This is a genomic window from Oryzobacter terrae (genome assembly GCF_042756445.1).
GTDB lineage: Bacteria > Actinomycetota > Actinomycetes > Actinomycetales > Dermatophilaceae > Oryzobacter > Oryzobacter terrae.
This window is the reverse complement of sequence record NZ_CP170578.1, coordinates 2,061,351-2,087,831: the sequence shown is the minus strand read 5'-3', so window position 1 is coordinate 2,087,831 and position 26,481 is coordinate 2,061,351. Positions and strand designations below refer to the sequence as shown.

The 26,481-nt window shown below is 75.1% G+C and carries 28 protein-coding genes; 14 read left to right on the top strand and 14 right to left on the bottom strand.

Annotated features, from left to right (window positions below; all coding sequences use genetic code 11):
* Window positions 1–16 precede the first annotated feature (16 nt).
* From ACFWN3_RS09895 to ACFWN3_RS09885, 3 genes are all read right to left on the bottom strand, one after another.
* Window positions 17–403 (bottom strand): YciI family protein, encoded by a 387-nt coding sequence (locus ACFWN3_RS09895; RefSeq protein WP_377639099.1) that lies wholly within the window; start codon window positions 401–403, stop codon window positions 17–19.
* A gap of 120 nt (window positions 404–523) precedes the next feature.
* Complete coding sequence (locus ACFWN3_RS09890) at window positions 524–844, bottom strand: GNAT family N-acetyltransferase (RefSeq protein WP_377639097.1); 321 nt, start codon at window positions 842–844, stop codon at window positions 524–526.
* A gap of 17 nt (window positions 845–861) precedes the next feature.
* Complete coding sequence (locus tag ACFWN3_RS09885; protein ID WP_377639095.1) at window positions 862–1,419, bottom strand: hemerythrin domain-containing protein; 558 nt, start codon at window positions 1,417–1,419, stop codon at window positions 862–864.
* A gap of 157 nt (window positions 1,420–1,576) precedes the next feature.
* Here ACFWN3_RS09885 and ACFWN3_RS09880 point away from each other — a divergent pair, with 157 nt between their 5' ends.
* Window positions 1,577–3,286 (top strand): alpha/beta hydrolase, encoded by a 1,710-nt coding sequence (locus tag ACFWN3_RS09880; protein ID WP_377639093.1) that lies wholly within the window; start codon window positions 1,577–1,579, stop codon window positions 3,284–3,286.
* Between the two features lie 37 nt (window positions 3,287–3,323).
* On the opposite strand, the gene ACFWN3_RS09875 is transcribed toward ACFWN3_RS09880, so the two are convergent.
* A complete protein-coding gene (locus tag ACFWN3_RS09875) occupies window positions 3,324–4,472 on the bottom strand; it encodes a carbohydrate kinase family protein (protein WP_377639091.1) in 1,149 nt (382 codons plus the stop codon).
* A 175-nt stretch (window positions 4,473–4,647) separates the two neighbouring features.
* Between ACFWN3_RS09875 and ACFWN3_RS09870 the strand changes: the two genes are divergently transcribed.
* The gene (locus ACFWN3_RS09870) at window positions 4,648–5,985 is read left to right on the top strand and encodes a 6-phospho-beta-glucosidase (protein ID WP_377639089.1); all 1,338 of its coding nucleotides are present in this window, start codon (window positions 4,648–4,650) and stop codon (window positions 5,983–5,985) included.
* Between the two features lie 187 nt (window positions 5,986–6,172).
* Window positions 6,173–6,718: a DUF1905 domain-containing protein gene (locus ACFWN3_RS09865; protein ID WP_377639088.1), complete on the top strand. Its 546-nt coding sequence runs from the start codon at window positions 6,173–6,175 to the stop codon at window positions 6,716–6,718.
* A gap of 45 nt (window positions 6,719–6,763) precedes the next feature.
* Here ACFWN3_RS09865 and ACFWN3_RS09860 read toward each other — a convergent pair whose 3' ends face one another.
* Window positions 6,764–7,258 (bottom strand): hypothetical protein, encoded by a 495-nt coding sequence (locus ACFWN3_RS09860; protein WP_377639086.1) that lies wholly within the window; start codon window positions 7,256–7,258, stop codon window positions 6,764–6,766.
* A gap of 220 nt (window positions 7,259–7,478) precedes the next feature.
* Between ACFWN3_RS09860 and ACFWN3_RS09855 the strand changes: the two genes are divergently transcribed.
* Window positions 7,479–8,489, top strand: a complete 1,011-nt coding sequence (locus tag ACFWN3_RS09855; RefSeq protein ID WP_377639084.1) for a DUF2510 domain-containing protein — start codon at window positions 7,479–7,481, stop codon at window positions 8,487–8,489.
* A gap of 46 nt (window positions 8,490–8,535) precedes the next feature.
* The gene (locus ACFWN3_RS09850; protein ID WP_377639082.1) at window positions 8,536–10,422 is read left to right on the top strand and encodes a hypothetical protein; all 1,887 of its coding nucleotides are present in this window, start codon (window positions 8,536–8,538) and stop codon (window positions 10,420–10,422) included.
* Between the two features lie 14 nt (window positions 10,423–10,436).
* Here the strand turns inward: ACFWN3_RS09850 and ACFWN3_RS09845 are convergent, their stop codons facing one another.
* Complete coding sequence (locus ACFWN3_RS09845) at window positions 10,437–11,780, bottom strand: serine hydrolase domain-containing protein (RefSeq protein ID WP_377639080.1); 1,344 nt, start codon at window positions 11,778–11,780, stop codon at window positions 10,437–10,439.
* A gap of 71 nt (window positions 11,781–11,851) precedes the next feature.
* A complete protein-coding gene (locus ACFWN3_RS09840; protein WP_377639078.1) occupies window positions 11,852–12,694 on the bottom strand; it encodes a sigma-70 family RNA polymerase sigma factor in 843 nt (280 codons plus the stop codon).
* A 238-nt stretch (window positions 12,695–12,932) separates the two neighbouring features.
* On the opposite strand from ACFWN3_RS09840, the gene ACFWN3_RS09835 reads away from it, so the two are divergent.
* The 4 genes from ACFWN3_RS09835 to ACFWN3_RS09820 all read left to right on the top strand — a co-directional run bounded on the left by ACFWN3_RS09835 (window position 12,933) and on the right by ACFWN3_RS09820 (window position 15,944).
* A complete protein-coding gene (locus ACFWN3_RS09835; RefSeq protein ID WP_377639077.1) occupies window positions 12,933–13,220 on the top strand; it encodes a hypothetical protein in 288 nt (95 codons plus the stop codon).
* Between the two features lie 78 nt (window positions 13,221–13,298).
* Window positions 13,299–14,102 (top strand): GAF and ANTAR domain-containing protein, encoded by an 804-nt coding sequence (locus ACFWN3_RS09830; RefSeq protein ID WP_377639075.1) that lies wholly within the window; start codon window positions 13,299–13,301, stop codon window positions 14,100–14,102.
* Window positions 14,103–14,237: 135 nt separating this feature from the next.
* The gene (locus ACFWN3_RS09825; RefSeq protein ID WP_377639073.1) at window positions 14,238–14,588 is read left to right on the top strand and encodes a YciI family protein; all 351 of its coding nucleotides are present in this window, start codon (window positions 14,238–14,240) and stop codon (window positions 14,586–14,588) included.
* A 141-nt stretch (window positions 14,589–14,729) separates the two neighbouring features.
* The gene (locus ACFWN3_RS09820) at window positions 14,730–15,944 is read left to right on the top strand and encodes an RNA polymerase sigma factor (RefSeq protein WP_377639071.1); all 1,215 of its coding nucleotides are present in this window, start codon (window positions 14,730–14,732) and stop codon (window positions 15,942–15,944) included.
* On the opposite strand, the gene ACFWN3_RS09815 is transcribed toward ACFWN3_RS09820, so the two are convergent.
* Complete coding sequence (locus ACFWN3_RS09815; RefSeq protein WP_377639069.1) at window positions 15,916–16,680, bottom strand: class I SAM-dependent methyltransferase; 765 nt, start codon at window positions 16,678–16,680, stop codon at window positions 15,916–15,918. The genes ACFWN3_RS09820 and ACFWN3_RS09815 overlap by 29 nt on opposite strands.
* 128 nt (window positions 16,681–16,808) lie before the next feature.
* Between ACFWN3_RS09815 and ACFWN3_RS09810 the strand changes: the two genes are divergently transcribed.
* Complete coding sequence (locus ACFWN3_RS09810) at window positions 16,809–17,747, top strand: DUF808 domain-containing protein (RefSeq protein WP_377639067.1); 939 nt, start codon at window positions 16,809–16,811, stop codon at window positions 17,745–17,747.
* An 88-nt stretch (window positions 17,748–17,835) separates the two neighbouring features.
* Here the strand turns inward: ACFWN3_RS09810 and ACFWN3_RS09805 are convergent, their stop codons facing one another.
* From ACFWN3_RS09805 to ACFWN3_RS09795, 3 genes are read right to left on the bottom strand one after another with little or no spacing between them, the layout of a single operon-like run.
* Window positions 17,836–18,678 (bottom strand): hypothetical protein, encoded by an 843-nt coding sequence (locus ACFWN3_RS09805; RefSeq protein WP_377639065.1) that lies wholly within the window; start codon window positions 18,676–18,678, stop codon window positions 17,836–17,838.
* A 24-nt stretch (window positions 18,679–18,702) separates the two neighbouring features.
* Window positions 18,703–19,368 carry a TVP38/TMEM64 family protein gene (locus tag ACFWN3_RS09800; protein ID WP_377639063.1) on the bottom strand — a complete coding sequence of 222 codons (666 nt, stop codon included), beginning with the start codon at window positions 19,366–19,368 and terminating at the stop codon, window positions 18,703–18,705.
* Window positions 19,365–20,942 (bottom strand): MFS transporter, encoded by a 1,578-nt coding sequence (locus tag ACFWN3_RS09795; protein WP_377639061.1) that lies wholly within the window; start codon window positions 20,940–20,942, stop codon window positions 19,365–19,367. The genes ACFWN3_RS09800 and ACFWN3_RS09795 overlap by 4 nt, the downstream gene beginning before the upstream one ends.
* A 165-nt stretch (window positions 20,943–21,107) precedes the next feature.
* On the opposite strand from ACFWN3_RS09795, the gene ACFWN3_RS09790 reads away from it, so the two are divergent.
* Complete coding sequence (locus ACFWN3_RS09790) at window positions 21,108–21,509, top strand: tetratricopeptide repeat protein (protein WP_377639059.1); 402 nt, start codon at window positions 21,108–21,110, stop codon at window positions 21,507–21,509.
* Window positions 21,506–23,125 carry an LLM class flavin-dependent oxidoreductase gene (locus ACFWN3_RS09785; protein WP_377639057.1) on the top strand — a complete coding sequence of 540 codons (1,620 nt, stop codon included), beginning with the start codon at window positions 21,506–21,508 and terminating at the stop codon, window positions 23,123–23,125. The genes ACFWN3_RS09790 and ACFWN3_RS09785 overlap by 4 nt, the downstream gene beginning before the upstream one ends.
* Here ACFWN3_RS09785 and ACFWN3_RS09780 read toward each other — a convergent pair.
* Genes ACFWN3_RS09780 through ACFWN3_RS09770 form a run of 3 tightly spaced genes read right to left on the bottom strand, consistent with a single transcriptional unit; the run spans window position 23,115 to window position 24,921 of the window.
* Window positions 23,115–23,768 (bottom strand): DUF1294 domain-containing protein, encoded by a 654-nt coding sequence (locus tag ACFWN3_RS09780; RefSeq protein WP_377639056.1) that lies wholly within the window; start codon window positions 23,766–23,768, stop codon window positions 23,115–23,117. The genes ACFWN3_RS09785 and ACFWN3_RS09780 overlap by 11 nt on opposite strands.
* Window positions 23,769–23,821: 53 nt before the next feature.
* Window positions 23,822–24,412 carry a methylated-DNA--[protein]-cysteine S-methyltransferase gene (locus tag ACFWN3_RS09775; protein WP_377639054.1) on the bottom strand — a complete coding sequence of 197 codons (591 nt, stop codon included), beginning with the start codon at window positions 24,410–24,412 and terminating at the stop codon, window positions 23,822–23,824.
* On the bottom strand, window positions 24,409–24,921 hold the full coding sequence (locus ACFWN3_RS09770; RefSeq protein ID WP_377639052.1) for an RNA polymerase sigma factor: 513 nt from the start codon (window positions 24,919–24,921) through the stop codon (window positions 24,409–24,411). Before ACFWN3_RS09770 ends, ACFWN3_RS09775 begins: the two co-directional genes overlap by 4 nt.
* Before the next feature lie 165 nt (window positions 24,922–25,086).
* On the opposite strand from ACFWN3_RS09770, the gene ACFWN3_RS09765 reads away from it, so the two are divergent.
* Complete coding sequence (locus ACFWN3_RS09765) at window positions 25,087–25,926, top strand: glycerophosphodiester phosphodiesterase family protein (RefSeq protein ID WP_377639050.1); 840 nt, start codon at window positions 25,087–25,089, stop codon at window positions 25,924–25,926.
* Window positions 25,927–25,936: 10 nt separating this feature from the next.
* On the top strand, window positions 25,937–26,458 hold the full coding sequence (locus ACFWN3_RS09760; RefSeq protein ID WP_377639048.1) for an ATP-binding protein: 522 nt from the start codon (window positions 25,937–25,939) through the stop codon (window positions 26,456–26,458).
* Window positions 26,459–26,481 lie beyond the last annotated feature (23 nt).

Below are 26,481 nucleotides of genomic sequence, written 5' to 3'. Positions count from 1 at the left end.
CGGGGTCCCGCCGCCGTCAGGTGAGCCGGCAGCCGTCGGTCCAGGCGCCGTCGACGAACGACGTCGCCGCGGCCCGGACCTCCACGAGCCCGTACGAGGCGCCGGGGCACTTCTCGGCCCACCCGAGCGCGGCGTCGAGGTCGGGGACGTCGATGACGAAGATCCCGGCGAGGGCGTCCTTGGTCTCGGCGAAGGGGCCGTCCTGGACCTCGAGCGCCCCGTTGCGCAGGGTGATCGTCGTGGCGGACGCGGTCGGGACGAGGACCTCGGCGGCGACGAGCACGCCGGACTCCTCGAGCGCCCGGCCGTAGGTGCCGAACGCGTCCTGCATCTGGGTGACGGCCTCCTCCGGGATGTCTCCGGGAGCGGGCTCGGGGTGGGCGAGGACGAGGCTGAAACGCATGACGTGCTCTTTGGTGCCGTCGGTGTCGGCGCCGCCGGAGTGGAGGCGCTCACCATGGTGACGATCGAGGCGGGCCGAACTCGTCACCTCCGCGGCACGAGTCTCCCGGACGGGTGCGCCTCAGTCACCCGAGCGCTGCGGGACCGCGCCGTAGACGAGCGGGATGTAGTCGGGGTGCCGCCCGATCCACGCCTTGATGAAGGGGCACAGCGGCATGACCTTGCGGGTCCCCTCGGCCCGCACCTCGTCGAGCGCGTGGCGTGCGAGGGCGCCGCCGATCCCCCTGCCCTCGAACGCGGGGTCGACCTCGGTGTGCGTGAACACGATGAGCGCGTCGGTGAGGTGGTAGGCCGCGAAGCCCGCGAGCTCGCCGTCGAGCCGTGCCTCCCACCGGTTCTCGTCCTCGTTGCGGGTCACGACCACGCTGCCGCCCTCGGGCATGGGACCACCTCCTGCGCTCAGCCTCTCATCCCGGCCCGCCAGAACCGGTCGTCGAGGGCCGGTCCGGGCGTCGCGGGACCGAGGGCGTCGAGGACGGCCACGAGCTCGCGCTCCTCGTAGCGCACGTGGCTCTCCAGGATGGCGTCGAGCCCTTCGAGGTGCCCCACGAGGACGCCCCCGGCTGCACCGCGCTCGAGCGCGTCGGCGAGACCGGCGAGGAGGGTGCCGATCATCGCGTGGTCCTGCTCGAGGCGCTCGACGACGAGGGCGAGGTCGGGGCGCTCGCGCAGCAGCCACGGGAAGAGGCGGGCGTCCTCGGCCTCGTGGTGGCCGGTGAGGAGCGCGCAGAACGCCCGGCACCGCGTGACGAGGTCGTCGGTGATCGTGGCCGCGGCGGCGCGCAGCCGGGCGACGTCCGCACCGTCGTCGGACGAGCCCTCCCGGGCCGCGTCGAGGGCGTCGTCGAGGACGTCGCGGATCCGGTCGTGGAGCCTCCTCAGCTCCGACCCCATCGCCACGACCCGAGCCGCTGCCGCCGTCCGCACGGGGCGCGAGGCGTCGTCCTCCCCGGTCACGTCGGCCACCCTAGGGGCCGGCCGCCACGCGGGAAACCCCTCGGACGACGCGCGAGGCGGTCCTACAGTGGGAGCGGTGCCGCGTCCCGGTGCCCGCCCGGAGGTCGCCGATGCCCGTCCCGGGCCCTTCCCCCGACCAGCCGTGTGAGGACCTGCCGTGACCGTCGCCCTCGTCGAGCAGGCCACGGCCCGCGTGCGCGCGAGCACGTGGCTGCCGGTGCTCGGGCGGCCGGAGCGGGTCTTCGACCGCACCCTCAGCGGGGTCGGCCTCACCTGCGCCACGTGGGCGTTCGCCGCCTCCCTCGTCCCCTCGCTGCTGCCGCGCGCGGGGTGGCTCCAGGGGATCGTCTCGGGGGTGACGGTCGCGGTCGGCTACGGGTTCGGTGCCGCGGCCCACGCCCTCTGGGACTACCTGGGGATCCCCGGGCTCCGGGGGCGGGTGCGCAGCATCGTCACGACGATCCTCGTCGGCCTCGGTCTCCTCGGCGCGGTGCTCAACGCGTGGCGGCTCGTGGGCTGGCAGAACGACATCCGCCGCACCTTCGGGATGGAGCCGACCTCACCGACGATCTGGCCGGTCGTCATCGTCGTCACCGTGCTCCTCGCCGGGGTGCTGCTCGTGCTCGGACGCAGCGTCCGCCTGCTCGCCCAGCGCACCGTGCGGTCCCTCGCCCGCCGGCTGCCGCACCGGCTCTCCCTCGTGCTCGGCATCGGCCTCATCGCGCTCCTCTTCTGGGGGCTGTGGACCGGCGTCATCGTCCGCGGCTTCTTCGCGGGGGCCAATGCCGTGTTCGCCCCACAGGACACCATCGGCACGTACAGCACCGCCAGACCGTCGGTGCCCGAGCGGTCCGGGACCGCCGAGTCGCTGACCCGGTGGGAGGACCTCGGCCGCTACGGGCGGGTCTTCGTCCGCGGAGGGCCGTCGGTCGCGCAGCTGGAGACGGTCAACGGGCCCGGCGCCCAGCAGCCGATCCGGGTGTACGCGGGCCTGCAGAGCGCGCGCACCTCGCAGGGGAGGGCCGACCTCGTCCTCGCCGAGCTGAAGCGCACCCGGGCGTTCGACCGCAAGGTCCTCGTCGTCGCGACGACGACCGGCATGGGCTTCCTCGACCGGCACGCGACGAACACCATCGAGTACGCGTGGAACGGGGACACGGCGATCGCCGGGGTCCAGTACTCCTACCTACCGAGCTGGATCTCGCTGCTCGCCGACCAGGAGGCGGTCGTCGACAGCTCGCGGATCGTCTTCGAGACGGTCCGCGACTACTGGGCGACGCTGCCCGAGTCCGACCGGCCGGCGCTCTACCTCTACGGGCTCTCGCTCGGGTCCAAGGGCGTCGAGGGCGTGCTGTCGTCGGTCAACATCCTCAACGCCTCGGTCGACGGCGCGCTCATGGTGGGTCCGCCGTTCGTCAACGATCTCCACGCCCGCCTCGTCAGCGGCCGCGACGACGGCTCCACGGCGACGTTGCCCGTCTACGAGGGTGGGCGCACGGTGCGCTTCATGGACGAGTCGGGCTCGCTCGACCAGACACCCGGGCCGTGGGGGCCGACCCGGGTCGTCTACCTCCAGCACGCCTCCGACCCGGTCACCTACTGGTCGACCGACCTCGCCTTCGAGCGGCCCCCGTGGCTGCGCGACTCCGACCGCGGGCCCGACGTGTCCGAGCGGATGGGGTGGTTCCCCGTCGTGACGATGTGGCAGGTCCTCCTCGACATGCCGGGCGCCGGCGAGGTGCCCGACGGCTACGGCCACATGTACTCGTACGCGGCCAACCTCAGGGCCTGGGTGGCCGTCACGGACCCGCCGAACTGGACGCCGGATCGGGAGCGGCGCATCCTCGACGCCCTCGGCGACCGCTGACCGCCGACCGCCGACCGCCGACCACCGGCCCTTCCGCTCAGGCGCGGGCTGCTCCGTGGTGGGTGGTGTCGAAGCCCTCGACGTCGACGTGACGGGCGATCGTGGCGGTGGCACGCCGGCCCTGGCCGACGGGGACGTGGGGGACGAGGTCCTCGAGGAAGGCGTACCGGCGGCGCAGCGACCGGTGGTACGAGTCGTCGACGGGCGCGGCCTTCTGGTGCAGCCACCAGTCGGAGATGTCGCCCCAGCCGGGGGCGGCGAGCGAGCCGCCGAAGTGCTGGACGGCCAGCGCCGAGGACAGCGCGGCGAACGAGAGGCGTTGCTGCAGGGGCCAGCCCGCGATGGTCCCGAGGACGATGGCGGCGCCGAACACGTCGCCGGCACCCGTGGGGTCGATGGCGTCGACGCGCAGGGCCGGGACGACGGCCTCCTCGCCCGTCGTGGAGTCGATGGCCATCGAGCCCTCCTCGCCGTTCGTGACGACGGCCAGGGGCACGAGGTCGGCGAGCGCGAAGAGGGCGTCGCTCGGGGTGGAGGTGCGCGTGTAGGCCATCGCCTCGACGGCGTTGGGGAGGAAGGCGTGGCAGACGGCGAGCTGGTCGAGGACGCCGCGCGGCCAGGCCTCCTTGGGGTCCCAGCCGACGTCGGCGAAGACGAGGGCGCCCTGCTCCTTGGCCTTCTCGACCCAGGTGGGGCCGTCGCTGCCGATGAGCGGCCGGTCGGGGACGAGCTCGGCCATGACGGCCCGTGAGCGGGGCGGGTCGCCGATGAGCTCGGTCGCCTCGACGGGCGGGGGGTGGCCGTGGCTGACCATGCCGCGGTCGCGCGCCACCGCCATCGACACGGTCACCGGCGAGTGCCAGCCGTCGAACCGGCGGGAGCGGCTGAGGTCGACCTGCTCCTCGTCGGCGAGGGTGTCCCAGCAGAAGTCGCCGTAGGCGTCGTCGCCGAACGCGGCGGCGAGTGAGGTCTTCAGGCCGAGGCGGCGGGCGGCGACCGCGAGGTTCGCGATGCCGCCTGGGCACGAGCCCATGCCGTCGGCCCACACCTCCTGCCCGCCGTCCGGGAGCCGGTCGAGCCCGGTCATGATGATGTCGAGGAAGACGGTGCCCCAGACGAAGACGTCGACGTCGGGGTCGCCCTCGCGCCGCACGGAGGCGAGCGGGTCGAACACCTGGCTGGGCACGGGGGGACGGCTCCTTCACGCTCGGGGTCTGGTCGTCAGGATGCACCCCCGCGGGGGGTCGACGCACGGCTTCGGGCGCACGGGCGGCCGTCCGGGCCCCTGGGCTCACGACGGCGCGTCGGTAGGGTGCGGCCATGCCGACAGCCGGGCCGACGTCGTGCGGGGTGCTCCTCGCATGAGGCTCGCGATGCTCGGTGGCGGCGGGTTCCGGACGCCGCTCGTCTTCGGTGCCCTCCTGACCGACACCCACGAGCGCCGGGTCGACGAGGTGTGGCTGCACGACGTCGACGAGGGGCGGCTCGCCTCCATCGGCCGCGTCCTGTCGGAGATGTCGGCGCGCCACCCCGACCCGCCGCGCGTCCACGTCACGACGTCGCTCGACGAGGCGGTCGAGGGGTCGGACTTCGTCTTCAGCGCGATCCGGGTCGGCGGGCTCGAGGGGCGCACGGCCGACGAGCGGGTCGCCCTCGACCTCGGGCTACTGGGGCAGGAGACGACGGGCCCGGGCGGGCTGTCGTACGGGTTGCGGACCGTGCCGGTGGCCCTCCGGGTGGCGGAGCGCGTGGCCGCCCTCGCCCCGGAGGCCTGGGTCATCAACTTCACCAACCCGGCGGGGATGATCACCGAGGCGATGCAGGCCGTCCTGGGGAACCGCGTCGTCGGCATCTGCGACAGTCCGATCGGGTTGGGGCGCAGGGCTGCTGCCGCCCTCGGGCTCGACCCACGCGGGACGACGGTCGACTACGTCGGCCTGAACCACCTCGGCTGGCTGCGGGGCGTCACGTCCGGGGGCCGCGACGTGCTGCCGGAGCTGCTGGCCGACGACGGGTTGCTGGGCTCGCTGGAGGAGGGGTCGCTGTTCGGGACGGAGTGGGTGCGCACGCTGGGGATGATCCCCAACGAGTACCTCTACTACTACTACTTCACCCGTGACGCGGTGCGCTCGATCACCGGGGCGCCGCAGACCCGCGGCGAGTACCTCCTGGACCAGCAGCGCGACTTCTACGCGCGGCTCGCCGGCGCGCGCAGCGCCCACGCCGAGTGGGACCGGGTCCGGCTGGAGCGCAACGCCACCTACATGCGCGAGGCGCGCGGCGAGGACGAGCAGCGCGGTGAGGACGACGTCCAGGGCGGCGGGTACGAGGGCGTCGCGCTCGCCATCATGGCGGCGATCTCGCGCGGCGAGCCGGCGTCGCTCATCCTCGACGTGCGCAACGGCTCGACCGTGGCAGGACTCCCCGAGGACGCGGTCGTCGAGGTGCCGTGCACGGTCGATGCCGCCGGGCCGCGTCCCCTGCCGGTGTCCCCGCTCGTCGGGCACCCGCTCGGGCTCGTCCAGCAGGTCAAGGCGGTCGAGCGGCTCGTCATCGAGGCGTCGCTGACCGGATCGGAGCGGCTGGCCGTCGAGGCGTTCGCGCTCCACCCCCTCGTCGACTCGGTGACCGTGGCCCGCGAGCTGCTCGCCGGGTACCGCGCCCGCATCCCCGAGGTCGACGCGGTCTTCCGCCGCTGACCTCGCGTGAGGGGCAGCCCTCGTCGTGGCTGCGACCCGTGGTGCCGGCTCACCTCGGTGCCGGCCCGCAGCGGAGGTCGAGATCGCGCGCCATGCCGATGCCAGGGCTCGACCGTCGGCATGTCGCGCGATCTCGACGAGCCGGGTGGGCTCGACACCGGGCGTGGGCGCTGAGGACGATGTGACGATGACGCGCCCCGCCCCGGCTGCCCCCGTCGGTCCGCTCGACCTCGCCTTCGAGGCGGTCGTGGAGAGGAGCCCGGCGACGGGAGGCTGGACCTACGTCGTGTGGCCGGAGTCGGTCGAGGTGTTCGGGACCCGGGGCCGGGTGAAGGTCGTCGGCACGGTGGACGGGGTCGACCTCGACACCTCCTTCATGGCCCTCGGCGACGGGCGGCACAAGCTACCCGTCACGGCCGCCATCCTGGAGCGGGCCGGCAAGGGGGTCGGCGACACGGTCGAGGTCCGCCTCACCGAAACCGCGCCTGACCTCGGCCCCTCCTCCGGCCTGGCGCACCCCGTGCGGGCCGGCGAACCTCCTCCGGCGCGGCGCACTTCGTCCGGCACGGCGCACCTTCTCCGGGCCGGCGACCCTCGTCCTGGGCCGGCGGACCACCAGGCCCCGCCCAGCACCAGCGTTCCGCCCAACACCGTGGCGAAAGGCAACGGGACCGCCGAACTACCCCATGTCCCAGATCCATCAACCCGCTGGATCGATCGATCCAGCGGGTGAAGCTTCTCCGGGCAGCACCTGTGGGCGCCGTCGGGCGGCGGGCGGTCAGCGTCCGTGGGGTCGGACGAGGTCCCAGAGGGGGTAGCGGAAGACGCGTCCGGTCCGCCAGGTCCATGCGGCGGCGACGACGGGGAGGAAGAGGTAGGCGGTGGCCATGAGGGCGAACGGCCCGACGGCCCAGTCCTCGTGGCCGGCCAGGACGAGCAGGATGCCCAGGCCGGCGAGGACGACGAGCTGGACGGCGAAGCGCAGGATGGCCGCCTCGGTCGCCGCGACCAGGGGCCGGGGGTCCCGGCCACGGACGGCGCCGACGACGATGCTCAGGGCCAGCCCGACGGGACCGCCCAGCGGCACGAGGAGGTGGAGCACCGTCGCCTTGCCGCGGCCCGGGATGGCGGCGGGGTCCCCTCGTCGCGGCGGCGGTGTGGACGCTGACCGGGCGGTGCCCTGCGGCGGCGGTGGGGACGGTGGCGGGACGGTGGCGTGCGGCGCCGGCGTGAGGCTCGACCGCAGCTCGTCCTGGTAGAAGCGTCCGCCCATGGCAGCAGTATGCGGGCAGGGGTGCCACCGTCGTGGAGTCGTGGAGTCGTGGAGTCGTGGCGGTGTCCCGGTGTCCCGGCCGGCGCTGCTCGTTGCCGGCGTCGCGGAACCGGGAGGTCGTGCGGCGCCTCCCACCCGGTGGGCGGCGCGTGGCAGAACCCTCCGCGCCGCCGACCGCGCACCGTCTAGGCTCGCGGCGACGACCCCCCAGGAGGACGAGATGTCGGCACCCGCCGGATGGCACCTGCAGCCCGACGGCCGCGAGCGCTACTGGGACGGCTCCCAGTGGACCGAGCAGTTCCGCGCGCCCGCGATGTCGGACCCGACCGCTCCCCCGCCGCCGCCCTCGTGGGCGCGAGGCGACGGCACCTCCTCGACGTCGACGCAGGACGTGCAGAGCGACGACGCCGACCACGCCGGTGACGGCGCCGAGCCCGGCGCGGGCGACCACACCCAGGCGCTCGGGGTCGACTCGACCCAGCAGCTGCCGGCGGTCGCCCCGGCATCGGAGGCCGCCGCGACCCCGATGGCCCAGACGCCGTACGGCGGTCCGGCGCACCCGAGCTCGCCGTACTCCTCGCCCTACGGGGACACCGCCCAACAGCCCGCGTACGAGGGCTCGTACGCCCCCGCCGGGGTGCCACAGACGGGCTACGGCGCCCCCGGCGACCCGGCCGCCGGCTGGCAGCAGCCCCAGAAGTCCGGGGGGAGCGGGCTCCTCAAGGGGTGCCTCATCGCGGCCGTCGTCGGCGTCATCGTCGTCGTCGGGCTCGTCGTGGCGGCGATCTTCTTCTTCAACCGGGCCGTCGACGAGGTGGGCGACTCCTTCCAGTCCAGCTTCCCCACCGGCCTCCCGAGCGACTTCCCGTCGGACTTCCCCTCAGACTTCCCGTCGGACCTGCCGACCGACGGCATCGGCCAGACCCTCGACATCACCGTCGGCCAGGGCTTCGACCTCGCGCGCGCCCAGATCGGCGACGGCTGGTCGCTCGAGGAGCGCGGCGCCGTGGGGTTCAACGCGGTCCAGGTCAAGGACATGAAGGCGACGATGGGCGAGACCGGCGGGCTCCCGCTGTTCTTCACCATCGGCTTCACGACCGCGGACGGTCAGGTCGTCCAGACGCCGTGCACCGCGACCGGCGACCCGGGGCAGACCGTCGACGTCACCTGCGTGCCGCTCCTCGGCGACGTCTCCAAGGCCACCCAGGGCACGGTGACGACGGCCTTCTGAGGTCGACGCCGTTCCGCGTACCGCCCGCCGGTGCGATGCTGACGTCGTGACCGAGGGGGTCTTCGACGACTTCGTGCGCGTCCGGTGGGGCGACCTCGAGCCGGCCGCGCGCCTCGTCGTGCTCGACCCGGACACGGCCCGAGAGGTCACGACCGCCGCCCTCGTCACGCTCCGGACCGAGTGGTTCGGCTCCGACGGTGACGGCCGCCCGGTCGAGCGCGCCCGGTGCCTCGTCCTCACGGCGGCCGTGGCCCGCGCGACGAGGGCGCGACGGTCGACGACCGTCCCCGGTTCCGCCTTCCCTCGCCCCACGGAGTCCACCCCCGACCCGACCCCAACCATCGAGCCCACCCCCGCCACCGAGTCCGCCACCGACCCGGACCCCGTCGTCACCAGCCTCGTCGCCCACCTGGGCTCCCGCGACCCGCTCGACCGCGCCCTCCTCGCCGGCCGCGCGCTCTGGGACGCCGGACCCGAGGACGTCGCCCGCCTCCTCGACCGGCCCGCTCCCGATCTCCGCGAGCGCGCCCGGGCCCTCCAGGAGGGCCTGGCCACCGCGCACGCCGCCGCCCGCGGTGACGACGGCCCCGTCCCGTGGGCGCTCGACCGCGACCTGCGCGCCGCCATCGACGTCCTCCTGCGGGACCTCTCCGACCCGCCCGACCCGGCGGCCCTCGTGCAAGCCCGCGCCCGCCGGGTGCGCCGCCGCACCCTCGTCCTCGGGGGCGTGGGGGCGGCCGCCGTCCTCGGGGTGGGGGCTGTGCTGGCGGTGCGAGACCCCGCCCCGGCGGCCATCCGCCCCCGGCCCCTGCCCGGCCCGAGCGACCGGGTCTGGCTGTCGACGGCGCAGTGGCCGGCCCGGGGACCGCTCGCGGCCGACCCGGGGCTGCGCGCGCTCGTTGCCCAGCGCATGCCGCTCGGCCACCGCATCCTGTGGGCCGGCGACGCGGGGACCCGCCGCGTCGTCATCGCCTGGTCCCCACCGACGGACGGGTTCTCCGGCGCCACCGGCCTCCGCCTCTTCACCGGCGGGCGCGGGTCCCCCCTGCTCTCCCTGGCCGAGGTGGACGCGAGCCCGACCTCCGTCCCGAGCACCGACAGCGTCGCCGTGGTCGTCTCCGACGGGCCGGAGCTGGGCACCCCCCGTTCGGTGGTCCTCGTCCTCGCCTCGCCCGCCGTCGACCGGGCGTCCTACTCGCCGTTCGTGCGCCCGACGCCCTCGGGCGACCTGAGGCGCTCGTGGACCGACCTCACCCTCGACGCCGGTATCGGGACGGTGATCCTGCCGATGGCGGTGCCGCCCGCGCTCCGGGTGCGCGTCGACGGGTCCGACGGCCCGGCGGCGGGTCTCGACGTCCCCTTCGGGCTCTTCTCCGCCCTCGCCGGTGGGGAGGCCGACCCGGCCGAGGTGTTCGAGGACCTGATCACGGGGTTCTGCGGCCTGGGCGCCGACGAGCTGACGACGGCCGTGACCTCGACGGACGCCGTCGACGGCGGCCTGTTCGACGAGCCGGGGGCACCACGCGGACCCAACGGCGCCCGGATCGTCGCCCTGCGGACGACGACCGTCGACGGCGCCGTGCTGCGCTCGAGCATCTACGTCGACGAGCGAGGGTCCTCCTTCCCCCTCGAGATGGCACTCGTCGTGCCGGCGGAGATCGCCGACGTCCCCTGGCTGACCCAGGTGCCCGACCCGCGACCCGGCCTCGGCGCGTGGCTCGTCATCCACCCGAGTGCCGAGACCGTCCAGCTCGTCGGCGCCGGCGGCGCCGTGGGCACCCCCGAGGTCCGGTCGCGTGGGCGCCACGCCACGGTCCTCACGGCGCGACGCGAGGGCCCGTACGGCGAGATGCGCGTCGTCCTCCGGGACGCCCGGGGCCGGAGGACGTACGACGCCGTGCCTCCGCTCGGCCGCTCCATCCTCGAGACCTGAGGACGGCCCGCGGCTCAGCGGTCGGGGAGGGCCTTGACGAGGTCGGCGACGAGGCGGTCGGTGCGCACGTCGTCGACCTCGGGGGAGAAGCCGAGCCGGGCGACGACGAGGCGCTGCGAGGGGACCACGTAGAGCCGCTGGCCGTCGTGGCCCTGGGCCCAGTAGGCGTCCTCGGGAAGGCTCCTCTCGACGAGGGTCCCGTCGGCCTTCTTGTTGACCCACCAGCCCGCGGCGTAGCCCTCCTCCTCGCTGCGGGTGACCTCGGTGGCCGTCGTCGACTGTGCCATCCAGCCCTCGGGCAGGAGCCGGTCGCCGGCCCACTCCCCGTCCTGGAGGGCGAACTGGCCGATGGCGGCCCACTCCCGGGGGGTGGCCCACAGGTACGAGCTGCACACGGGGGTGCCGGTGCCGTCGACCTCCCACACCGCCTGACCGAGGCCGAGCTGGGCGAAGAGGTCGCGGCGCGGGAAGTCGGAGTCGGCGACGTCGGTGAGCCCGGTGAGGACGCCGCACAGGACGTTCGTCGAGCCGCTCGAGTACTGCTGGTAGGTCCCGGGCTGGTGCGCGAGCGGCTGGGAGGCCGCATAGCCGCCCATGTCGTCCTCGGCGTAGAGCATCTGCGTGATCGGGGTGCCGAGGGAGTACGTCTCGTCCCACGTCAGGCCGCTCGTCATCCGCATCAGCTGGTCGACGGTGATCGAGCGGCGGGCGTCGGTCCACTCCGGGCGCAGCCCGGCATCGGTCACCGCGACCCGCCCGTCGAGGACGTAGCGCCCGACGAGGAGGTTCGTGACGCTCTTGGCCATCGACCACCCGAGCTGCGGTGTGGCGTCGGTGAACCCCTCGGCGTAGCGCTCGCCGACGAGCTGGCCGTCCTTGACGACGACGACCCCGCGCGTGCCGAGGTCGGCCTGCTGCCCCCGGGAGAGGTCGTCACCGAAGGCGCGTCCGATGGCGGCCGTCACCTCCGGGGTCATCGTCGGCTCGGCCGCGGCCGCGAACGGGTTGAGGTCGGACTCGACCTTCGTGGCGGTGGGGACCTCCGGCCGCTCCGTGGCGACGGTGCAGCCGAACCCCTTCGCGTACCAGGCCTTCTGGGTGGCCAGCGCGAGGAGCACCTGCGACGTCGCCGACCGGCCGGCCTCGTTGACGTACCCCGTGAGGTAGGGGACGAGCGGGTTCGGCGGCAGGTCGGACTCGGGGTCGTCGCGGTCGGCGACCATCGTCACCGCGCAGGCGTTGTGCGCGGCGTAGCCGGTCCCCGTGAGCAGGAGCGGCTTGGCGTAGAAGTACCCGCCGATCCCGGCCGCGACGAGGAGGACGAGGAGCACCGCCACGACCCGGAGGAACACACGCATGGCCGGGACGGTACCGCGCGGGCCCCGGCCGGACCACGGCCCCGCGAAAGTCCGCCCCGCGCGTCGCGGGATCAGGCAGCCGTGTCGGCGGGAGCGTCGGCGCCGGTGCGGGGGGCGTCGTCGAGGTCGGCGCGCAACCGGTCGAGGACGCCGCGCAGGATCCGGGACACCTGCATCTGGCTGACCCCGACCCGCGCGCCGATCTCGGCCTGGGTCAGCTCGTCGGCGAAGCGCAGGTGGAGCACGAGGCGCTGCCGGTCGGTGAGCCGCGCGATCGCCCGACGCAGCGCGTCGCGGGTGGCGATCGCGGTGTCGGGGCCCTCGGCGACGAGGACGAGGTCGGCGAGGCTCGACCCGCCGGGGAGCGGGTCGTCGAGCGAGGTCGCGTGGTACGCCGCCGAGCCGCGGCGGACCTCGCCCACGTCGGCACGACTGACCCCGAGCGAGAGCGCCAGCTCGACGTCGAGGGGGTCGCGGCCGAGCGCGTGGCGCAGCCGCTCCTCCTCGGTGACCAGGGCCGCCCGCAGCTCCTGGAGGCGGCGGGGCGGCCGGACCGCCCAGCCGTGGTCGCGGAACCAGCGCTTGATCTCACCCGAGATCGTCGGGGTGGCGTACGCGGCGAACCCCGGGCCGGCTCCCGGGCGGTAGCGGTGCACGGCCTTGACGAGCGCGGTGCGGGCGACCTGCACGAGGTCGTCGGTCTCGATGCCGCGGTGGCGGTAGCGCTGGGCGACGCCGTCGGCGAGCGGCACGGCGGCGACGACGATGCGCTCGCGCAACCGGGCGCGGTGGTCCTCGTCCTCGGCCGGGGTGAGCGAGAGCTCGAGGGCGAGCGGCTCGACGACCGCGTCGAGGTCGTCGACCTGGGTCGCGGTGGTGAGCGGCGGGGCCGGCTGGAGAGAGGGAAGCGGCACGGCGGCGTCCTTTCGAGGACGGAGCGGCACGCTGTCGGACCGGACCCCGGAGGGTCGTCCCGACCGTACCAAGGGCGTCGCACTCCCGGGGTTCTCGTGCCGGGCGGATCGGGGGGCGGAGCAGCCGCACCCCGGCGACCTGCACGTTTCACGGCGGCCGGCCGCGGGTACGTGAGATGGTCAGCGGGGGACGGGGCCGGTGGGGCGCTCCCTCCCGGGGACGAGGAGGTCCGGTTCGATGACCCAGACGAGTGAACGGCCGGGGCTGCCCGGACCCGTCGCCGGGCCTGTCGCCCACCACGGCGCCGACCTCGCGCCCGACCTCGAGGCCGACCTCGAGGCCCTGCGTGTCGCCCTCGCGGCGCACCCCTTCCCCACGCACCAGGACGACCTCCTCGCGGTGCTCATCGCGCGCCACGAGCCGGTCCGCCTCGCGTGGCGGCTCTCGACCCTCTCGCGGACGCGGACCTACCACTCGGTGGCCGAGCTGATCGAGGACCTCCGGCACGGCGCCGGCGCCGCCTGAGACCTCCCCTCCGGTTCGCGGTGACGCGGGGCATACTCGGGACCTCCACCCGTCCTCGTCACCCGACAGGAGGCCCCCGTGCCCGACGCCACCCACGAGCCGACGGCCGTCATGGACGGCGCGAGTGAGGACACCGGGTCCACGTCGACCGAGCTCCTGCGCCTCGCCGAGGCCATGGCGGGGGTCGCGCAACAGGCGGCCGTCGAGGGCAGGGAACCCCTCGACGCCCTCGTCGCCGCCACCGTCGAGCGCCTGCCGAGGGCGACCGCCGCCACCCTCACCGTGCTGCGCTCCGGGCGCTTCCGCACCGAGGCCTCCACGAGCGAGGCCGCGACGCGCGCCGACGTCCTCCAGTACGAGGTCGGCTCGGGTCCCTGCGTCGACGCCGTCCTCGACGACAACGTCTACGTCACCGGCGACGTCACCCGCGACGAGCGCTGGCAGGAGTGGGGCGTCCGGGCGAACGCCGAGACGGGGGTGCGCAGCGTCCTCGCCTACCGGCTCACCCTCCACGACGAGTCCGGCGCGATCGCCTGCCTCAACGTCTACTCCGACGAGCAGGACGCGTTCGAGGAGCGCGACCTCGGCACCGGCCTCGTCCTCGCGACGCACGGCTCCCTCCTCGTCACCGCCCTCCTCGCCCGCGACAAGGCCGAGAACCTCACCAAGGCGCTCGCGACCAACCGCGAGATCGGCGTCGCGATGGGGATCCTCATGCAGAAGCACCGGCTCACTCGCGAGAGCGCGTTCGACGTCCTGCGGGTGGCGAGCCAGGACGCCAACCGCAAGCTCGTCGACATCGCGAGCGAGGTCGCCGACACCGGCATCCTCGCCATCTCGCGCTGGCCGACCGGCGTGCCCGACGGCGGCGACGGCCCCTGACCGACCGGTCGCCCGACGCGCGTCGAGGACGGTCCCGAGGATTCCTCGCGCCACCGGTCGCATCCGGGGGGTCCCGTTCGTGGAGAGGATGAGGGCGAGGCACCCGGCCCGTCCCGTCCGGCAAGGAGCAGTGAGATGACCCAGTACCTGATGTCCGTGTGGCACGCCGAGGGAGAGGACGTCTACACGTCCGAGGAGGAGACCCAGCAGGCGTATGCCGACACCGGCCGCTTCAACGAGGAGCTCCGGGCCGAGGGGGCCTGGGTCTTCGCCGGCGGCCTCCACGCCCCGTCGACCGCGACCGTCGTCGACGGCACCGGTGGCGAGGTCGTGACGACCGACGGCCCCTACAGCGAGGCCAAGGAGCAGATCGGCGGCTTCTGGGTCGTCGAGGCCCCCGACCTCGACGCCGCCCTGGCCCTGGCCGCCCGCGGGTCGAAGGCGTGCCGCGGCAAGGTCGAGGTCCGGCCCTTCCAGGGCGAGTGACCACTCCTCTCCCGCCCGGTGCCTGTCCCTCCGGTGAGGCACCCCGAACGTCGAGGTGTCCCACCGGAGGTTCGGGTGCCCCGCCGGGGGTCGGCTGCCCCGCCGGCGACCGAGCCCGCGCCGAGCGACCGGGAGGACGCCGTGACCGCTGACGTCGAGGCCGTCTTCCGCGCCGAGTTCGGCCGGGTCGTCGCGTCGCTGACGGCGCGCTTCCGCGACCTCGACCTCGCCGAGGAGATGGCCCAGGAGGCCTTCGTCGAGGCGGTCCGGCGCTGGCCCACCGAGGGCGTGCCGCCCAACCCGGGCGGCTGGCTCACCGTCGTCGCGCGCAACCGCGCCCTCGACCGGCTCCGCCGCGAGTCGACCCGGCAGGCACGCCACGAGGAGGCCGACATGCTCGCCGCTCCCGAGGACCCCGGGGCCGCCGTGACGTCGGTCGTCGACGAACGGCTGCGCCTGCTCTTCACCTGCTGCCACCCGGCGCTCGCCCCCGAGGCCCGGGTGGCCCTGACCCTCCGGCTGCTCGGTGGCCTCACCGTCGCCGAGGTCGCCGACGCCTTCCTCGTCCCCGAGCGGACGATGGCGCAGCGGATCACCCGCGCCAAGCGCAAGATCGCCGCGGCGAACATCCCCTACCGCGTCCCCCGCGACCACGAGCTGCCCGAGCGGCTCTCGGGCGTCCTCGCCGTCGTCTACCTCGTCTTCACCGAGGGCCACCTGCCCGGGTCGGGGGAGGCGGCCGTGCGCGAGGACCTGTGCGCCGAGGCCATCCGGCTCGGGCGGGTGCTGCGCGAGCTGATGCCCGACGAGGAGGAGGTCGTCGGCCTCCTCGCCCTCATGCTCCTCACCGACGCCCGTCGCGGGGCGAGGGTCGACGCCGACGGCGCCCTCGTCACCCTCGACGAGCAGGACCGCTCGCTGTGGGACCGGACGACGATCGCGGAGGGCCACGCCCTCGTGCGGGAGTGCCTGCGCCGCAACCGTCCCGGTCACTACCAGCTGCTCGCCGCGATCAACGCCGTGCACACCGATGCGGCCACCGCCGCCGACACGCAGTGGGAGCAGGTCCTCGCGCTCTACGACCGGGTGCTCGTCGTGACGCCGACCCCGGTCGTCGTCCTCAACCGCGCCGTGGCGCTCGCCGAGGTCGAGGGCCCCGAGGCGGCCCTGGCCGTCGTCGAGCCCCTGGCCGACGTCCTCGACGGGTACCACCCCTTCCACGCGACCCGCGCCGACCTCCTGCGCCGGCTCGGCCGGTCCGCCGAGGCCGCGACCGCGTACGACCGGGCCATCGCGCTCGCCGGCAACCCGGCGGAGCGGGCCCTGCTCACACGGAGGCGGACGGACCCGGACTGACCTCGCCGCCGTCGACGAGGACGACCGTCGCGAACCCGAGGACGCCGCGGTAGCCGCCGACCCACGCGTCGCGGTGGTCGGCGGCCGCCCGGAGGGCGGTGTCGCGCTCCTGCAGGTCGCGCCCGTCCTCGAGGGCCCAGTCGGTGAGCGACCCGGTCCACGACCACTCGTACTCGTCCCACTCCTCGAGGGTGCTGACGTGCCCGTGCACCGCCTCCCACCCGGCGTCACGGCACAGGGCGAGGAAGCCGGCGAGGTCGGGGAACTCGTCGGGTGCGGCCCCGAGGGCCTGCAACGCCGCCTCGGTGGGGGTGACGTCCCAGATGCCGTCGCCGAGGAGGACCCGGCCGCGGGGGGCGAGGTGCCGGCGCGCGGCCTCGAGCGTCCCGGCCGCCCCGCCGAAGACGTGCGCGACCCCGACGGCGAGGACGGCGTCGAAGCGGCCGTCCTCCCACGTCGTCGCGTCGCCGGCGACGAGCGTGCCCCGGCCGCCGGTGGCGGCGGTGAACGCCTCGGGGTCGCCCATCGGGTGGAGGTCGACGCCGACCCCCGTGAGGTCGGGCCGGCGCTCGAGGAGGGAGCGCAGCCACGCCCCACCGCCGCACCCGAGGTCGAGGACGCGTCCGCCCGGGGGCGGCGCGAGGCGCTCGAGGAGGCGGCCCACCGAGGCGTCGGCGAGCGGGGCCGCGACCGGGTGGTGGCGGTGGGCGAGGGTGCTGATCTCGTGGCGTTCCACGGACCCCACTCTGTGGTGGGCACGCCCGGGCCCGCAAGCGCGTTCGACGCTAGCGTGAGCACACACCTCGCTCACAGGGACGCCTCCGGCCTCCCGCTCCGCCCCACCCCGACCCCAGGAGGACCTCGATGGCTGGTGGACTCGTCGCCCTCCTCGACGACATCGCCGTGCTCGCCAAGCTGGCCGCGGCCTCCATCGACGACGTCGGCGCCGCGGCCGGGCGGGCCAGCGTCAAGGCCGCCGGCGTCGTCGTCGACGACACCGCCGTCACCCCGCGCTACGTGCAGGGCTTCACCGCCGACCGCGAGCTGCCGATCATCAAGCGCATCGCGCTCGGGTCGCTGCGCAACAAGCTGCTCGTCATCCTGCCCGCGGCCCTGCTGCTCTCGCAGTTCGTCCCCTGGCTGCTGACGCCGATCCTCATGCTCGGCGGCACCTACCTCTGCTACGAGGGTGCCGAGAAGATCTGGGAGAAGGTCTCCGGCCACGAGCACGAGCAGACCCCGGCGGCGGTCGACGGCGACGCCGACCACGAGAAGACGATGGTGAGCGGCGCCATCCGCACCGACTTCATCCTCTCGGCCGAGATCATGGTCATCGCCCTCAACGAGGTCGACGACGAGCCGTTCGTCTCACGCGCCGTCATCCTCGTCGTCGTCGCCATCGCGATCACGCTGCTCGTGTACGGGGTCGTCGCGCTCATCGTCAAGATGGACGACATCGGCCTGGCGATGACGCGGCGCGAGTCCGGCGGGGCGCAGGCCGTGGGGCGCGGGCTCGTCGCCGGGATGCCGAAGCTGCTGGCGTTCCTGTCGACGGTGGGGATCGTCGCGATGCTCTGGGTCGGTGGGCACATCCTCCTCGTCGGGGTCGACGAGCTCGGCTGGCACGGGCTGTACGACCTCGTCCACCACTGGGAGGAGGGCGTCGGCGGCGGCGCGCTCGGCTGGGTCGTCAACACCGCGGCCTCGGCCGTCATCGGGCTCCTCGTCGGGGGGATCGTCGTCGCCGTCGTCACCGCCGTGAAGAAGGCCCGCTCCGGCGACGAGGCCCCCGCCGCGCACTGAGTCCCCACGCGCCCCGGCCCGCCCGCCCGTCACCGGTCGCGTGTGCTGAGGTGGCTGTCGGGGCGACCACCTCAGCACACGCCGCGGGTCAGGCGGAGGGGTCCGCCGGGTCCGTCGAGGCGAGGACGACGAGCCGGGCCGCGCACGCCCCGCGGACCGTCTCGCTCACGGTGTCGCGCTCCTCCTGCCGCATCGTCGGGTCGACGACGGAGACGACGGCGTAGTACAGCGCCGAGAACGCGGCGAGGAAGCCGGCGACGCGCAGCAACGGCGCCGTGACGGCGAACGTCCTCCGGTCCGTGGGGATCTCGGCCAGCACCGACGGGTCGACCGTGGTCCACGCGGCGACGACCTCGGTCGGCACCGCCACGGTGCCGAGGACCGTGAAGAACAGCAGGACGCTCGTCCCGACGACGGCCGTCACGACGAGCCGCGACACCGTCGCGACGAGCCGGAGGGTGCGGGACTGGCCGCGGCTCAGGGGGCACGTCGCGGGGACCTCGACGCCCGGCTCGCCCTGCTGCAGCGGGGTCCCGGCGAGGGCGGCCTCGAGGTCGGCGGCCGACTCGAACCGGCTGAGGGCGGCGACGTCCAACCGCTTGCGGCTGGCGAGGAACGCCGCACTGACGACGACGAACAGCAGCACGGCGGCCGCGTACGCCCCTCCCGAGAGCATCCCGACCGACTGCCACACCTCGGAGGTGAAGAAGAAGAACGTCACGACGCCGAGGAGCAGGGGCAGGGTGCGCGCCATCGCCGGCCCGGTCGACACCAGGCCGCCCCACAGCTCGCGGGTCACGAACGCGACGACCGAGAGCACCGTCCGCACCGCCCTCGTGGCCGTGCCGCCCCCGAGCCGGGTGTCGTCGAGGAGGGCGGACAGGCCACGGTCGGAGAACCACTCGACGGTGTCGCGGTCTCGCTGGTGCACCGGGCCAATGTAGGGCCGCGGGGGTCAGGGCCGCCGGTCCACCCGCGGGGAGGCCTGGACCCCCTCCCGGCCGAACCGGCGACCGAGGAGCAGCGTGGTGACGAGGAGGACGACCCCGACGCTCGCACCGACGGCGAGGGTCGTGGGGTCGGCGCCGGTGCTGCCGCCCACGGTGGCCCAGGCGACCGACCCCGGGACCACACCGACGAGTGTGCCCAGCGCGTAGTCGCGGCCCCGGACCGCGCTGAGGCCGGAGCCGTAGTTCGTCACGACGAACGGCGCGACCGGCGTGAGCCGCGCGACGACGACGGCGACGAGGCCCTGCTCGGCGAGGAGGCGCTCGACGCGGGCGGTCCGCGGCCCGGCCAGCGACGCCACGGCCTCACGTCCGACCCCGCGGGCGATGGTGAAGGTGAGCGCGGCCGCCGCCCACGACGCGACGAGCGAGAGGCCGATGCCGCCGGCGACCCCGAACAGGGTGCCCGCGAGCAGCGAGAGCAGGGTGCGCGGCACGGGCACGAGGCACAGGACGACGTGGGCGACGACGAAGACGACACCACCCCACGCCCCCGCGTCGCGCACGGCGGAGCGGACGGCGGCGAGGTCGTCGCCGAGGACGACGCTCGCCAGGACCCCGCCGACGACGAGGGCGACGGGCAGGGCGACGAGCCGCAGCCGGGCCCGGGTCATGCAGCGGTCGGGTCGTCGGGGGCGGGCGGGCCGGCCGGCGCCATCGCGGTGGCGCCGATGCGCCGGGCCCGCACCGCGACGGCGCCGAGCCCGGCGACGAGGACGGTGACGAGGGTGAAGCCGAGCACGGGCTCGAGGGGGATGGCGATGCCGATGGCCCCGCCGAGGACCCAGAACGCCTGGAGGATCGTCTCGGACCACGAGAAGACCCGGGCGCGGGTGTGCTCGGCGACGTCGCGCTGGATGACGGCGTCGAGGCAGAGCTTGGCGAGCTGGCTGAACAGCCCGGCGGCCAGGCCGAGGACGACGAGGGTCCACAGCGAGTAGAGGGCCGCGGTCGCCGCGACGGTGACGAGCGCGACCGCGGCGATCCCGGCCGCGAGGACCTCGGGAGCCGGCGCCCGCCGCAGGTTGCCGACCACCGAGCCGAGGGCGTTCCCCAGCCCGGCGGCTCCGGCGACCGCGGCGAGGACCGTGGGGCCGGCCCACCCGGGAAGGGGGTGCTCGCGCATGAGGAAGGCGAGGAAGAGGACGAGGAAGCCCGACAGGAGCCGCGCTCCGGAGGTGAGCCAGAGGACGTAGCGCACGGCGCGGGGCAGTGCCCGCATCCGGCGCACGCCCCGTTCCGGGGACCCGAGGCCCTGGGTGCCGACGGGGGTGCCGTCGACGTCGACCTCGCCGAGGCTGGAGTCGACGCGCGAAGGCAGGCGGATGGCGAGGACCGTCGCCGCGACGTAGACGGCGAACGCGAAGCGCAACGACCAGTCGGGGCCGATCCGTGACAGTCCGCCGGCGATCCCCCCGCCGATGACCATCCCGACGAGCCCGGCGATGGTGAGGCGTGAGTTGGCGGTGACGAGCCCGATGCTCCTCGGGAGCAGGCGGGGGACCGCCGCGGCCCGCGCGACCGCGTACGACCGGCTCGCCACGAGGCAGCCGAGCGCGGCGGGGAACAGCCACGGGCTGTCCTCGACGACGGCCGAGGCCAGGACCCACGCGAGGAAGGCCCGGACGGCCAGGGTCGTCCCGAGCGCCCAGCGGCGGCCGTGCCGGAACCGGTCGAGGAGCGGGCCGACGAGCGGCGCGAGGAGGACGAAGGGCGCCATCGTGAGGACGAGGAAGAGGGCGACCCGCCCTCGGGCCTCGTCCGTCGGCAGCGCGAAGACGGTGCCCGCGAGGGAGATGGTGAGCGCGGCGTCGGCGGCGACGTTGACCGCGTGCATCTCGGTGAGCCGGGCCAGCCCGGTGTCGCTCGCGCCGTCGGCGTCGACGAAGGCGCGGAACCGGCGGGCGGCGAACCGGCCACCCCGGGCGGCCAGGCGCCCTCCTCCCGCCGCGGCCCTGAGGCCCGCCTGCCCGCCGCGACCCGCGGCCCGGCCGGCTCCGGCGAGGCGCTCGCGGGCACGAGGTCGGGCGGCGCCGTCGGTGACGTCGGCCCCGTCGGCCCGGTCGGCCCCACCGGGGCTCGGGGCCCCGCCGGGGCTCGGGGCCGCGCGGCCGGCGCCGGGCGCACCCGTCGCCGGAGCACCGCCGGGCGGACCGGGCGGGGGCTGCAGCGGGTCGGGCTGGGTCATGTCCCCTCGATCCTCTCCCGAGCGACCGACGTGCCGCACGCACCGGCACGCGTCACGACCCCACGGACCCGCGGACCACGCCCGGCTCGGGCGGTGCGGGCCGGGGACGTGCGGTGCCGCGCTCCCGGCCGGAACACGGCCTCCCGATGTGGTGTTGTGGGGGCCATGACCACTCCCCAGCCGGACATGGCGGAGCGCTACGAGCAGGCCCGCGGCCTCTTCGAGCACGGTGAGTACCAGGAGGCCGCCCGGGCGCTCGCCTCGCTCGTCGACGACAGCGCCCTCGAGCCGCCGCTGCACGGGACGACCGAGCTGCGCCTGCTCCTCGCCCGCTCCTACTTCCACTCGGCCCAGCTGAACCGCGCCGAGCGGGTCACCCGCGCGATCCTCGCCGACCACCCCGACGAGGCGTACGCCAACCTCGTGCTCGGGCGCACCCTGCAGCGCCAGGGCCGGCACGCCGAGGCCAAGCCGCACCTCGCGATGGCCGAGCTGCTCGGTGGGTACGCGGGGTCCGGGCGCCTCCCCGGTGACGACGCGGGCGACCGGCTCGGGGACCGCGGGTGACCGACTACGGGCACGACCTGGAGTTCGGGCTCTTCCCCTCGCCGGACGCCGCCCGCGCCGACCGTGTCGTCGAGCTGGCCCACGTCGCCGAGGTGAGCGGTCTCGACCTCGTCACCGTCCAGGACCACCCCTACCAGGCGCGGCACCTCGACGCGTGGACGCTCGTCTCCGTCATCGCCGCGCGCACCTCGACCCTGCGCGTGGCGCTGAACGTCGCGAACCTCCCGCTACGGCAACCGGTCGTCCTCGCGAAGTCGGTGGCCACGCTCGACCTCCTCACCGGGGGACGCGCCGAGCTCGGCCTCGGCGCCGGTGCCTTCTGGGACGCCATCGTGGCCGCGGGCGGGCCGCGGCTCTCGCCGGGGGAGTCGGTCGAGGCCCTCGAGGAGGCGATCGCCGTGATCCGCGGGGTCTGGGCCGGTGAGGGCAGCGTCCGGGTCGAGGGTCGGTTCCACCGCGCCGTCGGCCTGCACTCGGGGCCGGCCCCGGCGCACCCCGTCGGGATCTGGCTGGGGGCGTACAAGCCCCGGATGCTGCGGCTCACCGGTCGCCGGGCCGACGGGTGGCTGCCGAGCATGGGGTACGCCGGCCCGGACGTCCTCGGCGGGATGAACGCCGTCATCGACGAGGCGGCGGTCACGGCCGGCCGCGTGCCGGAGGCCGTGCGTCGGCTCTACAACGTGTCGGGGTCGTTCGGCCCGGCTCCGGGAGGTGGTGGGCTGAGCGGCTCACCGGCCGACTGGGCCGAGCAGCTCGCCGGCCTGACCCTCGAGCACGGGATGGCGACCTTCATCCTCGGGACCGACGACCTCGACGACGTGCGCCGGTTCGGCGAGGAGGTCGCCCCCCTCGTGCGCGACCTCGTCGCCACCGAGCGCGAGCGTCGGGCGAGCGCGCCGGACGACGACACCGCCGCTCCGGCAACGGAACCCGCCGCGGTCCGAGAGCGGTCGGCCGAGCCGGCCGACCCGACGACGGCGCCCGCGCCGGCCTCCACGCAGCACGGCGCCGTCGTCGTGCCGACCGCCGACGACGGCACGCGGCTCACGACGGACCTTCCCTGGGACGAGTCGGCCCGTCCGACCTACCCGCTCCGGCCCGATGCCGCTGCGCAGGAGGGCTACTCGCCGCACCAGCTCGCCGTCCCGCAGCACCTCGTCGACGTCCACGACCACCTGCGGTCCGAGCTCGTGCAGGTGCGCGACGTCGTCGACCAGGTCGTGCGCGGGCACCTCGCCGTCGGGGCCGCCCGCTCGGCGGTCAACGCGATGACGATGCGCCAGAACAACTGGACGCTCGGCGCCTACTGCGAGTCGTACTGCCGCGTCGTCACCGGCCACCACACCCTCGAGGACACCGGGATCTTCCCGCACCTGCGGCGCAGCGACCCCGACGCGCGACCCGTCATCGACCGGCTCGAGGAGGAGCACGAGGTCATCCACGACGTGCTCGACGACGTCGACCGCGCCCTCGTGGCGCTCGTCGCCGACGAGGACGGGGCCCTCGACCGCCTCCGGGGCGTCGTCGACCTCCTCACCGACACCCTCCTGTCGCACCTGGCCTACGAGGAGCGCGAGCTGCTGCACCCCCTCGCCCGGTACGGCTTCACCCGCTGAGCAGGGCCGCCAGCTCGCGCCCCTCGACGGCGATGACCGCCACGAGGATGACGTTGAGGGCCGCCGTCACCCAGAAGTTGCGCTGGAAGGGCTGCTTGCGGGTCTTGTGCCGCAGGACGTGGCGCGCCACGAGCCCTCCCGGCCAGCCGCCGAGGAGGTCGACGAGGTGGAGCCCCGCCTCGGGGACGCGCCGCGCGCCCACCCGGGCCGCCGTCTTGTCGCCGGCGTAGAGGGCGAACGACAGCGCGCAGAGGCCGAGCTGCGCGAGGAGCAGGACCGCGGGGAGGGCGTCGGTCACGACGAGCACGGCGAGGGCGGCCAGGGCCGCGACGGCGGTCAGCCCGGCGCCGACGAGGCCGCGCGTCGAGGGAGGGCTCGGCTGCCGCTCGGCGGGTGGCCCCGAGGTCGCGTGCCCCGGCCTCGCGCGGGGGCCGGCGTCGACGGGGCGCACCTCGGTGGCCTCCGGCCGGCCGCGGTCGTCGGTGGTCACCGTGAACTCGACGGCGTCACCGACCTGCGGGCGGCGCCCTCCGCGGAAGGCCTTGACGTGGACGAACACGCCGCGGCCGCCCTCGTCGGGCGTGATGAACCCGAAGCCCCGGTCGTCGTTCCACCGGGTGACCCTGCCCCGCGCGCGCATCATCCTCACCCTCGTATCGAGATCGTCGGACCACGATACGTGCCCGCGGTGCGGCCTCAGGCGGCGTGGGCGGCCTCGAGGGCGAGGAGCTGCTCCTTGGCCGCGGCCCCCCCGGCGTAGCCCCCGACCCCGCCCGACGCGGGCAGCACCCGGTGGCAGGGCAGGACGAGGCACAGCGGGTTGGCGCCGAGCGCGTTGCCGACGGCCCGGGCGGCGCCCTCGTGGTCGACGGCGCGGGCGAGGGCGGCGTAGGTCGTCCGTCGGCCGTACCCGACGCGGGTCGCGAGCCCGTCGAGGACCTCGCGCTGGAAGGGCGTGGCGAGGGCGAGGTCGGGGGTGACGTCGACCGAGCGCGCGCGGCCGGCGAGGTAGTCCTCGAGCGCCCGGCGCGCGGCGTCGGTGGCGCCGGGGTGGCGCAGCACCCGGGGGCTCACGGTCGAGGCGACGCGGGTCAGCCAGCGGTCCTCGGCGGCCTGGTCGGGGACGTACGCGCAGGTGACGACCCGGCCGTCGTCGCGCACGGCGACGAGGAGCCGGCCGACCACGGAGTCCTCGACGGTGAAGGAGACGTCGGACGGGGCCAGCCGAGGGGGGCCTTCGAGCTCGGGGGCGAAGGTGTCGAAGGGGTTGGGGGTCGCGGTGCTCATGACGGGTCCTTCGTGCTGCGGTGGGGTCGAGGGGGGCGCTCGACGTCGAGGTCGAGGCGCAGGGTCGCGACGGCGTCGCTGACGAGGCGGCGGCTCATCCCGGGGGTGGTCCCGAGGGCGGCGGCGACCGCCCGGTGGTCGAGGTCGGCGACGAACCGGAGGACGACGGCCTCCCGCTGCCGCTCGGGCAGGGCGGCGACCCGGGCCCAGAGCGTGGAGTCGGGGGCGTCGGGCGGGACGACGACGGGTGCCTCGTCGAGCGACGCCGGGTCGTCGTGGGGGGTCGTCCTGCGGGCGGCGCGGTGGTGGTCCATGGCGCAGCGGTGGGTGATGGTCAGCAGCCACGAGCGCAGGCTGCGGGCGTGGGTGAGCCGGGGGTAGGCCGCGAGCGCCTGGGTCCACGCCTGCTGGGCGACGTCGTCGCCGTGCCCGGGCGCCAGGGCGTGGGCGAGGCGGGCGACGTCGCGCCAGTGCTCGTCGACGAGGTGCTGGAAGGGGGGCAGGCTCACGGTCGTCCAACGGTAGGCCGTCGCCGGATGTGAGTCGGCATGGGACGAGATCGCCCTCGTGGTCGAATCCGACCCGGCACCCGTGGGACGAGATCGCCCTATTGGTCGAATCTGCCCCGGCGGGTGGCGTGCGCGCCGGGGGGTCGGCATGGGAACAATGGGGTCGTGGACGTCGAGGACCGGGCAGTGCTGCCCGCACGACCCGTGCGCCGCCACCCGTTGGTCATCGCCCACCGGGGAGCGAGCGACGAGGAGCCCGAGCACACGCTCGCCGCCTACCGGAGGGCCTTCGACCACGGCGCCGACGGCGTCGAGTGCGACGTCCGCCTCACCGCCGACCACCACCTCGTGTGCGTCCACGACCGCAAGGTCAACCGGACGAGCAACGGCGACGGCGCGGTCTCCACCCTCGAGCTCGCCACCCTCGAGGAGCTCGACTGGGCCTCGTGGAAGCGCGGCGCCGCCGAGTCCGAGACGCCCGAGTCCGACCCCGAGCGCGGGCACCTGCTCACCCTGCGCCGGCTCCTCGACACCCTCGTCGACACCGGCGAGGAGGTCGTCACCCTCATCGAGACCAAGCACCCGACCCGGCACGGCGCCGACGTCGAGCTCGCCCTCGTCCAGGCCCTGCGCTTCTTCGACCTCGACGGCGGCGACCGGCCGGGGCGGCCGCACGTGCGCGTCATGTCCTTCTCGCGACGGGCGCTGCTGCGGGTCCACAAGGTCGCCCCGAAGGTCCCGCTCGTCTACCTCGTCGAGGCGGGCCTGTCGGCGATGGCGTGGGACGGGGTGGTGCCCAAGGGGATCGGCGCCGTCGGCCTCGACGTGCGCCTGCTGCGCAAGCGCCCCCAGATGGCGGCGGGCCTGCACCGCCGCGGGCACCAGGTGTACGCGTGGACCGTCGACGACGAGGCCGACGTCGACCGCTGCCTCGAGCAGGGGATCGACGTCATCATCACGAACCGTCCGGCCATGGTGATCGCCCGGATGGCCCTCGCGGACTAGGTTTGGCCCCGTGACCTCGCACTCCTTCGCCGACGACGACGGCGACCACCACGGCGCCGTCGAGCGCCCCGGCATCGGCGAGACCGGCCTCCTCGTCTCCGAGGCCCCCGGTCCCGGCGCCGACTCCATCGTCTGCACCCTGCGCGCGCCCCACGAGCCCGCCTCCGTCGGCAAGGTCCGCCGGGAGGTCGTCGCCGACCTCCAGACGCGAGACCTGCCCGACCAGCTCATCGACGAGGCCGAGATCGTCGCCTCCGAGCTGCTGACCAACGCCGTCCGCCACGCGCGCTCGCTCTCCGACGGGACGATCCGGGTCCGCTGGAAGATCCGCGGCGACGTCGTCGAGGTCGAGGTGACCGACGGCGGCGGCGAGAGCGTCCCGCGCCCGGCACCCCGGTCGGTGTGGCTGTCGTCGGGCCGTGGCCTGCGCATCGTGCGCTCCGTCGCCCACGAGTGGGGGGTCACCGAGGACCGGACGGGCAACGTCGTCTGGGCCACCCTCGGCGGTCCCAGCCGCCGCCGCGCCACCTGAGCGCTCCCACTAGGGTGGCGCGC